Source organism: Streptomyces sp. NPDC001401 (assembly GCF_042895385.1).
Lineage (GTDB): Bacteria > Actinomycetota > Actinomycetes > Streptomycetales > Streptomycetaceae > Streptomyces.
In genome coordinates, this window is record NZ_JBIAWI010000001.1 from 202,932 (window position 1) to 217,636 (window position 14,705).

At 69.8% G+C, this 14,705-nt stretch carries 12 protein-coding genes; all 12 read right to left on the reverse strand.

Going from position 1 to position 14,705, the window contains the following annotated elements:
- Positions 1-26: 26 nt before the first annotated feature.
- The 12 genes from ACFY10_RS00965 to ACFY10_RS01020 all read right to left on the reverse strand — a co-directional run bounded on the left by ACFY10_RS00965 (position 27) and on the right by ACFY10_RS01020 (position 14,626).
- On the reverse strand, positions 27-1,295 hold the full coding sequence (locus ACFY10_RS00965) for an MFS transporter (RefSeq protein ID WP_390662873.1): 1,269 nt from the start codon (positions 1,293-1,295) through the stop codon (positions 27-29).
- A 132-nt stretch (positions 1,296-1,427) separates the two neighbouring features.
- Complete coding sequence (locus ACFY10_RS00970) at positions 1,428-1,763, reverse strand: RNA polymerase-binding protein RbpA (RefSeq protein ID WP_003976875.1); 336 nt, start codon at positions 1,761-1,763, stop codon at positions 1,428-1,430.
- 211 nt (positions 1,764-1,974) lie between these two features.
- Positions 1,975-2,211 carry a preprotein translocase subunit SecG gene (secG, locus tag ACFY10_RS00975; protein WP_110627372.1) on the reverse strand — a complete coding sequence of 79 codons (237 nt, stop codon included), beginning with the start codon at positions 2,209-2,211 and terminating at the stop codon, positions 1,975-1,977.
- A 108-nt stretch (positions 2,212-2,319) separates the two neighbouring features.
- On the reverse strand, positions 2,320-3,096 hold the full coding sequence (tpiA, locus tag ACFY10_RS00980) for a triose-phosphate isomerase (protein ID WP_390662874.1): 777 nt from the start codon (positions 3,094-3,096) through the stop codon (positions 2,320-2,322).
- A 5-nt stretch (positions 3,097-3,101) separates the two neighbouring features.
- Complete coding sequence (locus tag ACFY10_RS00985) at positions 3,102-4,313, reverse strand: phosphoglycerate kinase (protein ID WP_390662875.1); 1,212 nt, start codon at positions 4,311-4,313, stop codon at positions 3,102-3,104.
- A gap of 134 nt (positions 4,314-4,447) precedes the next feature.
- Complete coding sequence (gap, locus tag ACFY10_RS00990) at positions 4,448-5,458, reverse strand: type I glyceraldehyde-3-phosphate dehydrogenase (RefSeq protein WP_057618359.1); 1,011 nt, start codon at positions 5,456-5,458, stop codon at positions 4,448-4,450.
- Positions 5,459-5,686: 228 nt separating this feature from the next.
- Positions 5,687-8,641 carry a M14 family zinc carboxypeptidase gene (locus ACFY10_RS00995; RefSeq protein ID WP_390662876.1) on the reverse strand — a complete coding sequence of 985 codons (2,955 nt, stop codon included), beginning with the start codon at positions 8,639-8,641 and terminating at the stop codon, positions 5,687-5,689.
- A 178-nt stretch (positions 8,642-8,819) separates the two neighbouring features.
- Positions 8,820-9,809, reverse strand: coding sequence for a DNA-binding protein WhiA (gene whiA / locus ACFY10_RS01000; protein WP_242774651.1), 990 nt, complete (start codon positions 9,807-9,809; stop codon positions 8,820-8,822).
- Positions 9,800-10,867, reverse strand: coding sequence for a uridine diphosphate-N-acetylglucosamine-binding protein YvcK (gene yvcK / locus ACFY10_RS01005; RefSeq protein WP_390662877.1), 1,068 nt, complete (start codon positions 10,865-10,867; stop codon positions 9,800-9,802). Before yvcK ends, whiA begins: the two co-directional genes overlap by 10 nt.
- Positions 10,864-11,820 carry an RNase adapter RapZ gene (gene rapZ / locus ACFY10_RS01010; RefSeq protein WP_390662878.1) on the reverse strand — a complete coding sequence of 319 codons (957 nt, stop codon included), beginning with the start codon at positions 11,818-11,820 and terminating at the stop codon, positions 10,864-10,866. The genes yvcK and rapZ overlap by 4 nt, the downstream gene beginning before the upstream one ends.
- Positions 11,817-13,889 (reverse strand): excinuclease ABC subunit UvrC, encoded by a 2,073-nt coding sequence (uvrC, locus tag ACFY10_RS01015; RefSeq protein ID WP_390662879.1) that lies wholly within the window; start codon positions 13,887-13,889, stop codon positions 11,817-11,819. Before uvrC ends, rapZ begins: the two co-directional genes overlap by 4 nt.
- Positions 13,890-13,951: 62 nt before the next feature.
- Entirely contained in the window at positions 13,952-14,626 is a 675-nt protein-coding gene (locus tag ACFY10_RS01020) for a response regulator (protein WP_390662880.1), read from the reverse strand.
- Positions 14,627-14,705 lie beyond the last annotated feature (79 nt).

The window sequence follows — 14,705 nt, forward strand, 5'->3', positions numbered from 1 at the left end:
TGTCCCAGCTGTTCCAACCTAATTGATCAGCGCGGCGCGTGAGCCGTCGTGGCGTCGGCGCCCGGCGCAACAACAGGTACGTTCACCTTGAGCGCGGGTATCAGCGCGATGACGGCGAGGACGAAGAAGGCGGCCGTCAGCAGGGGCGGGGTGTTGAGGCCCCAGGCGGTGGCGACGGCACCGCCGAGCAGGGCGCCCACCGGAACGCCTGCGTAGGACAGGGTCCGGAAGGCCGAACTGACCCGCCCGATCATGTCGGCGGGACTGCGCTCCTGCATCAGGGTCGTCGTGTTGATGTTCCACACCATGCCCATGACCCCGAAGATCCCGATCGCCGCCACCAGGACGCCCAGGCTGCGCACGGTGCCCATGACCACGAGGGCCGCGGTCTGCACGGTGCCGGCGAGCAGCACAGCCCGGATCCGGCCGAGCCGGTCCACGAACCGGCGGTTCACCACTCCGCCGACCAGGCTGCCCGCGGTGACCGCGGTGCCCGCCGCCGCGTACCCCACGGTGCCACCGTGCAGCCAGCCGGTCACCAGGACGACCAGGGTGGCGAGCTGCGCTCCCATGCCGATGTTGCACAGAGCCGTGGCCGCGCACAGTCCGCGCAGGGCGCGATCCCGGCCCAGAGCACGCAGTCCCTGCCCGATCTCGCGGCGGAGGGTGCTGCCCGCCGCGCCTGGCCGCCGCTCCGGGGCGGCTGTCCGCAGCGAGGCCACCAGCGCAGCGGCCACCAGGAAGGTCGCCGCGTCGACAGCGAAGGGTGTGGCGGCTCCGGCCGCGAGCAGCACGGGTACGGCAGGCCCGCCGAGCAGTCCGCCCGCGATGCGCTGTCCGGTCATCAGCCGGGCATTCGCGCTGCCGAGGGCCTCGCGCTCCACCAGGGCGGGCAGCAGGGCCGTGGAGGCATTGTCGAAGAGTGTCTGCAGCGTGGTGAGAGTGAAGGCCAGCGCGATCAGCAGGCCGATCGAGGCGTGCCCGAGCGCGACGGCCACCGCGAAACAGGCGACCAGCAGCCCTCGGAGCGCATCCACCGTCCACATCGCCCGCCGCTGGTCCACGCGGTCGGCCACCGCCCCGCCGAGGAGCCCGAAGGCGACCCAGGGCAGATAGCCGCAGGCGGTCACGGCAGCGACGAGCAACGGCCGGTCCGTGAGTCGCACGGCGAGCAGCGGCAGCGCGGAGGCACGCAGCGCGTCCCCGAAACTCGAGAGCACGGCGGCGCTCCACAGCCTCCCGAATGCCCCGCGCCACGCAAGTTCACGCGTGTCCGTTCCCCCGACCGTCGCCACAACTCCCCCTCACGATTCGCCGATACACAAACCGTAGAGGGCACCACTGACAATCGGCCCGGAGGCGGCCGGGGCCGGGTACGAAACAGCTCCGGCCAGGCACCCCTCGGTGCCCGGCCGGACTCTCAACTCCTAGATCTCGCCCCGCAGTTTGGCGAGCGCCTCGGCGAGGATCGCCTCGCCGTCCGCGTCACTGCGCCGTTCCCGTACGTACGCGAGGTGCGTCTTGTAGGGCTCGGTGCGCGGCGGGTCCGGCGGGTTGTCCCGGTCCTGTCCGGCGGGGAAGCCGCAGCGCGGGCAGTCCCAGGTCTCGGGAACCTGCGCGTCGCTGGCGAAGCTGGGCTGCGTCTCGTGCCCGTTCGAGCACCAGAAGGAGATGCGCAGACGCGGCGCGGACTCGCCGCGCTCGGCCTCGCCCATCGGCCCCGCCCCGACCCGGCTTCCTCGGATCGCGTTGCCACTTGCCACGGTCGTAACTCCCTGCGTGATGGTGCCGCGAAGCGAGTCGGCGTTTCGCTTCGTTGCGAGCGCCTCAGTCTACGTAAGGCCCAACGCGCGTCCAGTGATTGGAGTTACACCCCCCACACCTAGACGCAAGCCCCATGATAGGCCGCGCTCAGCTGCGCGTACCGAACATGGGGCCTTACGTGCGGAATGTACGTGCTGTGTGCGTCGCTGCTCAGCTGTTCGACTTCATGAGGATGCCGAGTACGACAATGCACGCGAACCAGAGCAGACCGATCACCACGGTGATGCGGTCGAGGTTGCGCTCGGCGACCGAGGAGCCGCCGACGGACGACTGCATGCCGCCACCGAACATGTCGGAGAGGCCGCCGCCCTTCCCCTTGTGCATCAGCACCAGCAGCATCAGCAGCAGGCTGAAGACGATCAGGGCGATCGAGAACCCCAAAACCACGGCTGGACCAACTTCCTCGGATTCGGATGAACGACGGGGGCACAGCCACAGAGCTGTGCCCCCGCAAGGGTACGACGTATCGCCGCTACCGCATACTCCCAGCTCGTGTCACTGGTCGCGGAAGCGCACGATCTTGACGAACTCGTCCGCGTCCAGCGAGGCGCCGCCGACCAGGGCGCCGTCGATGTCGGCCTGCGCCATGATCTCGGCGACGTTGCCGGACTTGACGGAGCCGCCGTACTGGATGCGGACCTTGTCGGCCAGCTCCTGGGTGTACAGCTCGGCGATCTTGCCGCGGATGGCGGCGCAGACCTCCTGGGCGTCCTCGGCGCCGCAGACCTTGCCGGTGCCGATGGCCCAGACGGGCTCGTAGGCGATCACGACGGTCTCGGCCTGCTCGGCCGGGAGGTCCTTCAGACCGCCCTCGACCTGGGCGAGCGTGTGCGTGACGTGGTTGCCCGCCTCGCGCACCTCCAGCTCCTCGCCGACGCACAGGATCGGGGTCAGGCCGTGCTTGTAGGCGGCCTTGACCTTGGCGTTGACCAGCTCGTCGGTCTCGTTGTGGTACTGGCGGCGCTCGGAGTGGCCGATCGCCACGAACGTGCACTTCAGCTTGGCCAGCATCGAGCCGGAGATCTCGCCGGTGTAGGCGCCGGAGTCGTGCGCCGAGAGGTCCTGGGCGCCGTACTTGATCTTGAGCTTGTCGCCGTCGACCAGGGTCTGCACGGAGCGCAGGTCGGTGAAGGGCGGCAGGACGGCGACCTCGACGGCCTCGTAGTCCTTGTCCGCGAGGGCGAAGGCGAGCTTCTGGACGTGCGCGATGGCCTCGAGGTGGTTGAGGTTCATCTTCCAGTTGCCCGCCATCAGCGGCGTGCGCGTGCTCATGTAGGTCAGTCCTCCAGTGCGGCGAGGCCGGGGAGCGTCTTGCCCTCGAGGTATTCGAGGGAGGCGCCACCGCCGGTCGAAATGTGGCCGAATGCGTTCTCGTCGAAGCCCAGGAGGCGCACGGCCGCGGCGGAGTCGCCGCCGCCGACGACCGTGAAGGCCGGGGAGTCGAGGAGGGCCTGGGCGACCGCCTTGGTGCCCTCGGCGAAATCGGGGTGCTCGAAGACGCCCATCGGGCCGTTCCAGAAGACGGTGGCGGCATCGGTGATCTTCGAGGCGTACAGCTTGCGGGTCTCCGGACCGACGTCCAGGCCCATCTGGTCGGCCGGGATGGCGTCCGCGGCGACGGTGGTGGCGCCCGCCGGAGCCTTGGTCTTCAGGTCCGGGAACTCGGCAGCGACCACCGCGTCGACCGGCAGCACCAGCTCGACGCCGGTCTTCTCCGCCCGCTCGACGTATTCCAGGACCGCCGGGATCTGGTCCTCCTGAAGCAGGGACTTGCCGATCTCGTAGCCCTTGGCCTTGAGGAAGGTGTACGCCATGCCGCCGCCGATGAGGATGCGGTCGGCCTTGCCCAGCAGCTGGTCGATGACGGCGAGCTTGTCGGAGACCTTGGCGCCGCCGAGGGCGACGACGTAGGGCCGCTTGACGTCCTCGGTGAGCTTCTTCAGGACGGCGACCTCGTTCGCGATGAGGTAGCCGGCGGCGTGCGGGAGGCGGGCCGGCAGGTCGAAGACCGAGGCGTGCTTGCGGTGCACGGCGCCGAAGCCATCACCGACGTAGACGTCGGCGAGGGCGGCGAGCTGGTCGGCGAAGGCGCCGCGCTCGGCGTCGTCCTTGCTGGTCTCGCCGGCGTTGAAGCGCAGGTTCTCGATGACGGCGACCCGGCCGTCGGCGAGGCCCGCGACCGTGGACGTCGCGGACTCGCCGACCGTGTCGGTCGCGAACGCCACGTCCGCGCCGAGGAGTTCACCCAGCCGGGCGGCGGCGGGGGCGAGGGAGAAGGCCGGGTCCGGCGCGCCCTTGGGGCGGCCGAGGTGCGAGGCGACGACGACGCGCGCACCCGCCTCGGCAAGGGCCTTCACGGTGGGCAGCACGGCGCGGATGCGGCCGTCGTCGGTGATGGTGGTGCCGTCCAGCGGCACGTTCAGGTCGGCGCGGACGAAGACCCGCTTGCCTGCGACGCCTTCGGCGAGAAGTTCGTCGATCGTCTTCATTGAAGGGACTCCCGAGGAGGACTTGTGGTGCTCGTGATCGTAAGAGGGCCGATCTGTACGTGAGTCAGGGCCCGGACGGCGCGTCCCTGCGCTGCCCGAGCCCTGCATTCACATCGAAGTGCCTGCTCTGTCGATCAGAGCTGGTTGCCGACGAAGACCGTCAGGTCGACGAGGCGGTTGGAGTAGCCCCACTCGTTGTCGTACCAGCCGAGGATCTTCACCGAGTTGCCCTCCTGGACCATGGTCAGGGAGGAGTCGAAGGTGCAGGAGGCCGGGTCGCTGACGATGTCCGAGGAGACGATCGGGTCCTCGGTGTACGAGAGGTAGCCCTTGAGGTCGCCGTCCTCGGAGGCCTTCTTGAACGCGGCGTTGACCTCGTCCTTGGTGACCTCGCGCTGCAGCGTCACGACCAGGTCGGTGGCCGAACCGGTCGGGACCGGGACGCGCATGGCGATGCCGTCCAGCTTGCCCTTGAGCTGCGGGAGGACCAGGGCGGTGGCCTTGGCGGCACCGGTGGTGGTCGGGATGATGTTCTCGGCGGCGGCGCGGGCGCGGCGCAGGTCCGAGTGCGGGAAGTCCAGGATGCGCTGGTCGTTGGTGTACGCGTGGACCGTCGTCATCAGGCCCTTGACGATGCCGAAGTTCTCGTCGAGGACCTTCGCCATCGGCGCCACACAGTTGGTGGTGCAGGAGGCGTTGGAGATGACGTGGTGGTTCGCCGCGTCGTACTTGTCCTGGTTGACGCCCATCACGATGGTGATGTCCTCGTCCTTGGCCGGAGCCGAGATGAGGACCTTCTTGGCGCCGCCGGCGATGTGCTTCTCGGCGTCGGCCTTCTTCGTGAAGATGCCGGTCGACTCGACGACGATGTCGACGCCCAGCTCGCCCCACGGGATGTCGGCGGGGTTGCGCTCGGACAGGACCTTGATGGTGTGGCCGTCGACGGTGATCGTGTCGGCGGTGTGCGACACCTCGGCCTTGAGGCGGCCCAGGATGGTGTCGTACTTGAGCAGGTGGGCGGTGGTCGCGGTGTCACCCAGGTCGTTGACAGCCACGATCTCGATGTCTGCACCCTGCTCCAGCAGTGCGCGGAAGTAGTTGCGACCGATACGACCGAAGCCGTTGATGCCTACGCGGATCGTCACGAACCGATCTCCTCGTTGGTACGCCGGCCATGCGGTGCCGGCGAGCTCTGTTTGGGATGTCCCCGACCACCCCCGACCCTACCTCCCTGAGGGCCCCGCGGTGACATCGAGATGCCGCATACACGGGCAGGCGGTCCGTACCCGCCAGTAGGGGTACGGACCGCCCGGGCCGAAAGATCTGATCACTCTTTTTGACTACGGAGAGCTAGTCATCGTTGACCAGGGTGTTCACCCTTGCAGGGTCGCGAGCGCCTTCTTCATGAGGTCGTTGCGGTCCGCCGCCGCGGTGACGTGCTCCAGGCCGAAGCCCAGCAGCACGGTCCGGTCGGTGGCGATCGCCCCGTATGTCTTGAACAGCGCCCCGGTGCGCGCCCAATCCTTGAGGACGCCTGGGCTGCCCGCGGGCGGTCCGGGCACGCTCCAGGCGCCGAGCGATGTCTCGAAGCCCTCGGTCTGCGTCGGCGTGCCGCCGACGACGAGCGAAGGTTCGTCGGCGAGGACGCCATGGCCGCCGGTCCCCGGGTCGGTGACGTAGCTGATCGAGACCTCGACGGACTTGCCAGCGTAGGCGCTCAGGTCGTAGTTGACCTGCTCCCAGCCGCTGGAGGCGCCGGTGAGGCTGTTCCAGGAGCCGCTGGTGCCGGTCGCGGTGCAGCCGCCGGCGGCGACGGTGAGGTAGTGCTTGAGCCACGGGTGCTCGTTCACCAGGAAGCCCGCCTCGCACTCGCTCGGTACGGCCTTGCTGGTCGCGCCGCCCGCCTCGGGCAGCGTCGTCCAGTCGTCGGCGCCCGTGGTGTGGGCCTCGACGATCACGTGGTCGTAACCGGGCTCGGTGTCCCACAGCAGCCGGCTGCGCAGGGTGGGCTTGTCGGCCGCGCTCACTCCGGTGAGGTCGACGGTGCGGGTGAGGCGCTTGTAGGCGTCGTCGGTGTGGACGGCGGCCGCCATGTAGGAGCCGGCGTACGGCCCGTACGGGTTGACGGTCCCGGCGAACTGGCCCGCGCCCGCGCTCGCGAACTGCGGGTACTTGTCGGCGGGCAGCGAGTCGGAGGTGACTGCGTAGGTGCCCGCCTTGTCGAGCGGGTTGCCGGTGGCGGCGCCGAGCGCCCCGTTGAAGCCGTCGAGCTTGCCGGAGCCGGTGAAGCCGGTGGCCCCGGGGGTCGACGTACGCGAATAGGCGCCCAGGTAGTACTGGCTGAAGTCGTTCGACAGGGTGCCCCCGCCGAGGTCGACGGTGCCGCCGGCCTGCTCGCCCGCCTCGATCAGCTTGCCGCCCTCGTTGAGGTAGGCACGCAGCTGGAGCTGGGTGGCGTTGCCGGGGGCGCTCGCGCCGGTGTAGTGGACGACGGTCCTGAAGTGTTTCAGCACGCCGAGCGCGTCGGGCGCGCCCTGGGTGGCGACGTCCCACACGATCGCCTTGCGGCCGTTGGCCGTCAGCGCGTCCACGTACGTCTGCGCCTGTGTGGCGGCCGCGCCCTCCTCGGCGACGACGAGGGTGTCGGCCTTGGGCCGCTGGGCGACGGTGTACGTGAAGTGCTCGCTGGAGAGCTTCTTGCCGCCCTTCGCCCTGCCGGTGAACCACACCTCGACCTTGTCGCCCGGGTCGCCGTCCTTGACCTTGGCCCGGTACTCGTCGAAGTGCAGGTTGTCGTGGCCGCCGTAGGTCTCGCCGCCCTTCCAGGCCTTGAGCGCCCCGTCCTGCGTACGGCCGCCGTTCACGCGGTACTTGAGCTCCTTGTCGCGCACGGCCTTGCGTACGACGACGGAGACCTCCTGGTCGGCGCCGCGCGAGTACGACGTGGAGAACGTGGCCGGGGTGAAGTCGGCGGCGGTCAGACCGAGCGAGGAGGACGGCGTGTCGGGGTGCGGGGCGGTCTCGGCGACCGACAGCGCGAACGGGATGTTCTTCTCGAACTCCTGCTGGATCAGCTTCTCGTCGTCCGGGAAGTTGAAGACGGACTGGCAGTCGGCCGCGTTCCACTGGTCGCCCGGGTCGATGTTCGACGCGGTCTGACAGGTCGACATCTCGGGGGTGAACATCGACATGCCGTTGACGTTCGCCGCGTGTCCGTCCGCCTCGCCGTTGGTGGTGTACAGCTCGGAGGAGACCTGCGGGCGGTAGCCGGGGATCGCGGAATGGTCCGGCGAACCGGCGAGGGCCTTGTAGACGACGTCGTCCGGGGTGGGCGTGGCCACCTGCCAGCCGACGCCGTAGAGGAGGAGTTCGGCGGCGGAGTGGTAGTTGATGCCGTACGTGAAGCCGATGCGCTTCTCGAAGGCGTCCAGCGCCTTGGTCTCGGGCTCGGAGCCGGGGCTCGCGCCGCGATAGGTCTCGCTGGTGGGGTTGGGGGACGAACCCTCGTCGTCGTAGCCCCACTTGTAGGCGAAGTTGCGGTTGAGGTCGACGCCGTCACCGGTGGTGATGACACCGTCGCCGTTGACGTCCCGGAGGTTCTTGCGCCACAGGCGGGTGTCGGAGTTCTTGAAGGTGTAGTCGTAGCCGTCGGGGTTGGCCGAGATCACGAACCACAGCTCGGTGGAGTCGACGATCTTCTTGATGCGTTTGTCCGTCTTGTAGTGGTCCAGGTAGTAGTGCATCAGCCGCCGGGTCATCTCCGGCGTTATCCACTCGCGCGCGTGCTGGTTGGACAGGTAGAGGACGGAGGGTTTCGAGCCGTCCTTGGACTTCTTCGCGCCCTTGGTCAGTTTGAGGGCGAGGATGTCCTGTCCGTTGACGGTCTTGCCGATGGAGACGACCTTCGTGAGGCCGGGGTTCTCCTGCCCGGTTCTGACGATCTCCTCTTTGAGGCCACCGCTTCCGCTGTACGGGCGGAACACGCCCTCGGCGGCGGCGTCCACGCGCTTCTCGGCCCTGGCCGAAAGCGTGTGCTCGGTGAGGTCGACGCCCTGCTTCTCGAGCTTGTGGGCCTGTTGGCCGGTGAGGTAGACCTCGACCGAGGCCGTGCCCTTCTCCGGGACCTGGTTGGCGAGTTCGTCGCCGTCCTGTCCGGCCGCCAGCAGCAGGGGTACCTGCTTGGCGGTGACGTCGGCGCGGTAGACCTTGACCTCGTTGGGGTCGGATCCCTGCGAACTTCCGTTCTGCGCCTGGGCGATGGGCGCGAGGCTCGCTCCGCCGAGCAGGAGCGCGCCGACAGCGAGGATCGATCTCGCTCTATGTCTCATGAACCCCCCTAGCAGTGGTCCGCCACAGCAGCGAACTGTTGCCAGGCTCATGACACTTCATGATCGAGTCAAGGGCGCCTCACGGACACACGAACGCCGGTGCCGACGCCCCAAGTGGGCGTCGGCACCGGCGTGTTGAGCAGTCTGTCGAGCGATCTTCAAGTGTTCTTCTACGGGGTCAGCCGACCAGGTTGTCGGCCATCTCCTCGGTGATGCTGGACTCCGTGCCCGGGATGCCGAGGTCGGAGGCACGCTTGTCGGCCATCGCCAGCAGACGGCGGATACGGCCGGCGACGGCGTCCTTGGTCAGCGGCGGGTCGGCGAGCGCGCCCAGTTCCTCCAGCGAGGCCTGCTTGTGCTCCATGCGCAGGCGCCCGGCGGCCGCGAGATGCTCGGGAACCTCGTCGGCGAGGATCTCCAGCGCGCGCTGGACACGGGCGCCGGCGGCGACGGCCGCGCGCGCGGAGCGGCGCAGGTTGGCGTCGTCGAAGTTGGCGAGACGGTTCGCCGTGGCCCGCACCTCGCGGCGCATCCGGCGCTCCTCCCAGGCCAGCACCGACTCGTGCGCGCCGAGGCGGGTGAGCAGGGCGCCGATCGCGTCGCCGTCGCGGACGACCACGCGGTCCACGCCGCGTACCTCGCGCGCCTTCGCGGCGATCGACAGCCGGCGGGCGGCGCCGACCAGCGCGAGCGCGGCCTCCGGGCCGGGGCAGGTCACCTCGAGGGAGGACGAGCGGCCGGGCTCGGTCAGCGAGCCGTGCGCCAGGAAGGCGCCGCGCCAGGCGGCCTCCGCATCGCAGGTGGCCCCCGAGACCACCTGCGGGGGCAGACCGCGGATCGGGCGGCCGCGGCCGTCGACGAGGCCGGTCTGCCGGGCCAGTTGGTCACCGCCGGCGACGACCCGTACGACGTAGCGCGAACCGCGGCGCAGTCCGCCCGGCGCCATCACGATCAGTTCGGAGCTGTGCCCGAAGATCTCCAGGATGTCCCGCTTCAGGCGCCGGGCCGCCATCGCGGTGTCCAGCTCCGCTTCGATCACGATGCGCCCGCTGACCAGGTGGAGGCCGCCGGCGAACCGCAGAATGGCGGAGACCTCCGCCTTTCTGCAGCAGGTCCGGGTGACGGGGAGCCGAGAGATCTCGTCCTTCACCGCTGCCGTCATCGCCATGGGCCGATCCTTCCATGCATCCGAAAAATACGGTCGTACGCGGCGGCCAGCAGCTCCGGGTCGTGCCGCGGAGTTCCGTCCCTCCGGGCCACCGGCGCCAGCTCGACCGCGGCACCGAACCGCTTGGCGGCCTCGGTGAGCCGGTCACGGTCGGGCACGGCGGCCTCGTCGGCCAGCACCACGTCCAGGGCGAGTTTAGGGGCGTGTCGTCCCAAAACCTCCAAATGACGCTGCGGGGAGAAGCCTTCGGTTTCTCCGGGCTGCGGGGCGAGGTTCAGCGAGAGTACCCGGCGCGCCTTCGTCTCGGTGAGGGCGTCCAGGAGTTCGGGAACGAGCAGGTGCGGGATGACCGAGGAGAACCAGGAGCCGGGGCCGAGGACGACCCAGTCGGCGTCCAGGACCGCCTCGACGGCCTCGGGGACGGCGGGCGGGTCGTGCGGCACGAGGTGCACGGACTGCACCTCGCCCGGCGTGAGCGCCACGGTCGCCTGTCCCCGTACGGTGTCGACGTCCTCGGGCCGGTCCGGGTCGTGCCCCTTGACCAGGGCCTGCAGCTCCAGGGGTACGGCGGACATGGGCAGCACGCGCCCGTGCGCGCCGAGCAGCTTGCCGACCAGGTCGAGGGCCTGGACATGGTCGCCGAGCTGCTCCCAGAGGGCGACGATCAGGAGGTTGCCGACCGCGTGTTCGTGCAGGTCGCCCTTGGACTGGAAGCGGTGCTGGATGACCCGGGCCCAGGTCTGGCCCCAGTCGTCGTCGCCGCAGAGCGCGGCCAGCGCCTTGCGCAGGTCGCCGGGCGGCAGCACGCCCAGCTCGTCGCGCAGGCGGCCGCTGGAGCCGCCGTCGTCGGCCACGGTGACGACGGCGGTGAGGTCGCCGGTGATCCGGCGCAGCGCGGCGAGCGAGGCGGACAGGCCCATGCCACCGCCGAGGGCGACCACCTTGGGCTGGGCGCCGCGGCGGCGCGGGCGGGCGCCGCGGGCCTCGACGGGCCGGCCCGCGCGGGACTCGGGCACCACCCGGCGCAGCCTGCTCAGCCGCGGAGAACGTTCCGTCATTCGCGTCCCATGTCCCGGTGCACGACCACCGTCTCCACGCCCTCGGCGGCAAGGCGCGCGGCGAGCTTCTCCGAGGTGGCCACCGAGCGGTGCTTGCCGCCCGTACAGCCGATGGCGATGGTCACGTACCGCTTGCCCTCGCGGCGGTAGCCGGCCGCGATGAGCCTGAGCAGCTCGGCGTAGCGGTCGAGGAACTCCTTGGCGCCCGGCTGGTTGAAGACGTACGCCGACACCTCCTCGTTGAGGCCGGTGAAGGGGCGCAGCTCGGGGACCCAGTGCGGGTTGGGCAGGAAGCGCATGTCCGCGACCAGGTCGGCGTCGACCGGGAGGCCGTACTTGAAGCCGAAGGACATGACGGTGGCCCGCAGCTCGGGCTCCTCCTCGCCGGCGAACTGGGCGTCCATCTTGGCGCGCAGCTCGTGCACGTTCAGGCTGGAGGTGTCGATCACCAGGTCGGCGTCGCCGCGCAGCTCGCGCAGCAGCTCGCGCTCGGCGGCGATGCCGTCGACGATGCGGCCGTCGCCCTGCAGGGGGTGCGGGCGGCGCACCGACTCGAAGCGGCGCACCAGGGCGTCGTCGGAGGACTCCAGGAAGACGATCCGCCGGGTGACGTGCTTGGCCTCCAGGTCGGCGAGGGACTCGCGGAGGTTGTCGAAGAAGCGGCGGCCGCGGACGTCGACGACGACCGCGATCCGGGCGACGTTGCCCTGCGAGCGGGCGCCGAGTTCCACCATGGTGGGGATGAGCGCGGGCGGCAGGTTGTCGACGACGAACCAGCCGAGGTCCTCCAGACACTTGGCGGCGGTCGACCTGCCCGCACCGGACATCCCGGAGATGATCACCAGCTCGGGGATGGCCGCCTCGGGCACCGTCCCGGGTGTGTCGCTGCCCGTACTCACCTGTGCTCCGTCTCCGGCCTGGCTCTGTTGCCCGTCGTGCTCGTTCACATTCATGTCTCCTGCCCCCGTCGTTCGTCCGGGGCGCCCATGGTTACGGGCTGCCCGCTGGAACCCATTGTTCCGGGTTCCTCCTCCATGATCTCTCCAGTCGCCGTGTTCACGGCGGGCGCGGCCGGGGCCGCCTGGGCGAGGGCCACGGCGATCGTCTCGGCCGTCTTGCGGCCTATGCCGGGGACCTCGCAGATCTGGTCGATGGTGGCGGATCGTAGTTTCTTCAGCGAACCGAAATGTTTCAGCAGTGCCTGCCTGCGTGTGTCCCCGAGTCCCGGCACGTCGTCCAGGGGGCTCGACCTGAAGCGCTTGGCCCGTTTGGTGCGCTGGTAGGTGATCGCGAAGCGGTGGGCCTCGTCGCGGACGCGCTGCAGCAGGTAGAGGCCCTCGCTGGTGCGGGGCAGGACCACCGGGTCGTCGTCGTCCGGCAGCCACACCTCCTCCAGGCGCTTGGCGAGGCCGCATACGGCGACGTCGTCGATGCCGAGCTCGTCGAGGGCCTTCTTGGCGGCGGCGACCTGCGGCTGCCCGCCGTCGACGACGACGAGCTGGGGCGGGTAGGCGAACTTCTTGGGGCGGCCGTCCTCCTCAGTGAGGGTGTTCTCGCCCTCGGTGAGGGTGTTCTCGCCCTCGGTGAGGGTGTTCTCGCCGTCGGCCCACTCCCCCGTCTTCTCCTTCTCGGCGATGTACCGCTTGAACCGGCGGGTGATCACCTCGTGCATGGAGCGGACGTCGTCCTGGCCCTCGAAGCCCTTGATCTGGAAGCGGCGGTACTCGCTCTTGCGCTGCAGGCCGTCCTCGAATACGACCATGGAGGCCACGACGTCGTCGCCCTGGAGGTGCGAGATGTCGTAGCACTCGATCCTGAGGGGCGCGCTGTCCAGGTCGAGGGCCTCGGCGATCTCCTCCAGGGCACGCGAGCGCGTGGTCAGGTCGGAGGCGCGCTTGGTCTTGTGCAGCACGAGCGCCTGCTGGGCGTTGCGCTCCACCGTCTCCATCAGGGCCTTCTTGTCGCCGCGCTGCGGGATGCGCAGCGAGACGCCCGAGCCGCGGCGCTCGGCGAGCCACTCCTGGACCGGCTCGACCGGATCGGGCAGGGCCGGGACGAGGACCTCCTTGGGGACGGAGTCGCCCTTCTCCTCGCCGTACAGCTGCTGCAGGGCGTGTTCGACGAGGGCGCCGGTGGTGATCTCCTCGACCTTGTCGGTGACCCAGCCTCGCTGGCCGCGCACGCGTCCGCCGCGCACGTGGAAGATCTGGACGGCCGCCTCCAGCTCGTCCTCGGCGACCGCGATCAGGTCGGCGTCGGTCGCGTCGGCGAGCACGACCGCGTTCTTCTCCATGGCCTTCTTCAGGGCCTCGATGTCGTCGCGCAGGCGGGCCGCCCGCTCGTACTCCATCTCCTCGGCCGCCTGCGTCATCTGCTGCTCCAGGCGGCGGATGTACGTCCCCGTACGGCCGGCCATGAAGTCGCAGAACTCCTCGGCCAGTTCGCGGTGTTCCTCGGCGGAGACGCGCTCGACGCAGGGGGCGGAGCACTTGCCGATGTAGCCGAGCAGACAGGGGCGGCCGGTGCGGGCGGCGTTCTTGAAGACGCCCGCCGAGCAGGTGCGCACCGGGAAGACGCGCAGGAGGAGGTCCACGGTGTCGCGGATCGCCCACGCGTGTCCGTACGGCCCGAAGTAGCGCACGCCCTTGCGTTTCTGGCCGCGCATCACCTGTACGCGCGGGAACTCCTCGTTCATCGTCACCGCGAGGTACGGGTAGCTCTTGTCGTCGCGGTACTTGACGTTGAACCGGGGGTCGAACTCCTTGATCCAGGAGTACTCCAGCTGCAGGGCCTCGACCTCCGTGGACACCACGGTCCACTCCACGGACGCGGCGGTGGTGACCATCGTCCGGGTGCGGGGGTGGAGGTTCGCCAGGTCCTGGAAGTAGTTCGCCAGGCGCTGGCGCAGGCTCTTCGCCTTTCCGACGTAGATCACCCGGCGGTGCTCGTCACGGAACCTGTACACCCCTGGAGAGTCCGGGATCTGTCCCGGCTTGGGGCGGTAGCTGGAGGGATCGGCCATGTCTCACACCCTACTGGCGAGGGCTGACAGTGCGGCGGGCCTGTGGACAACGCCGTCGCGGGCTACCGGGACTCGAGAAACGTCAGAACGGCCAGGACACGGCGGTGGTCGTCGGTGTCCTCGGTGAGGTGGAGTTTGCCCAGGATGCTGCGGACGTGTTTCTCCACGGTGCCCTCGGTGACCCACAGCCTGCGGCCTATGCCCGCGTTCGAGCGGCCCTCCGCCATCAGGGCCAGGACCTCGCGCTCCCGGGTGCTGAGGCGGGACAGCGGGTCGTCGCGGCGCTGGGCGGAGAACAGCTCCTGCACCAGGGAGGGGTCGACGACCGAGCCGCCCCGGTGGATGCGCTCCAGGGCCTCGGTGAACTCGTCGACGACCGTGACCCGGCTCTTGAGCAGGTAGCCGACCTTCCGGCCGCTCGCCAGCAGCTCCAGGGCCTCGTCGACCTCGATGTACGCCGACAGCACGAGGATGCCGGTGGCGGGGTGGAGCTCGCGGATCGTGCGGGCCGCCTTGAGGCCCTCGGTGGAGTGGTCCGGCGGCATTCTTATGTCGACGATCGCGAGGTCGGGGTGCTCGGCGGCGACCAGTTCCAGTAGCCGTGCGGCGTCACCCGCCTGGCCCACCACCTCGTATCCGACCCGCTCGCACAGGCTGGCCAGCCCCTCGCGGAGCAGCACGTCGTCGTCGGCGAGAACGACCCGTCCCCGCGTGAGCTGCTGCGATGCGTCGTCCATGGTCCCGGCTCCCCTTGCCCGACCGATCGGTGCGCGCCCAACAGCCTGCCCGACCCTCGGGGTTACGGCTAGCCGGAAA

Coding starts and splice junctions, on each gene's coding strand:
- tpiA (WP_390662874.1), bottom strand. CDS start 3,096: ATGAGCACGCGCACGCCGCTGATGGCGGGCAACTGGAAGATGAACCTC.
- ACFY10_RS00985 (WP_390662875.1), bottom strand. CDS start 4,313: ATGAAGACGATCGACGAACTTCTCGCCGAAGGCGTCGCAGGCAAGCGG.
- ACFY10_RS00995 (WP_390662876.1), bottom strand. CDS start 8,641: ATGAGACATAGAGCGAGATCGATCCTCGCTGTCGGCGCGCTCCTGCTC.
- whiA (WP_242774651.1), bottom strand. CDS start 9,809: ATGGCGATGACGGCAGCGGTGAAGGACGAGATCTCTCGGCTCCCCGTC.
- yvcK (WP_390662877.1), bottom strand. CDS start 10,867: ATGACGGAACGTTCTCCGCGGCTGAGCAGGCTGCGCCGGGTGGTGCCC.
- rapZ (WP_390662878.1), bottom strand. CDS start 11,820: ATGAATGTGAACGAGCACGACGGGCAACAGAGCCAGGCCGGAGACGGA.
- uvrC (WP_390662879.1), bottom strand. CDS start 13,889: ATGGCCGATCCCTCCAGCTACCGCCCCAAGCCGGGACAGATCCCGGAC.
- ACFY10_RS01020 (WP_390662880.1), bottom strand. CDS start 14,626: ATGGACGACGCATCGCAGCAGCTCACGCGGGGACGGGTCGTTCTCGCC.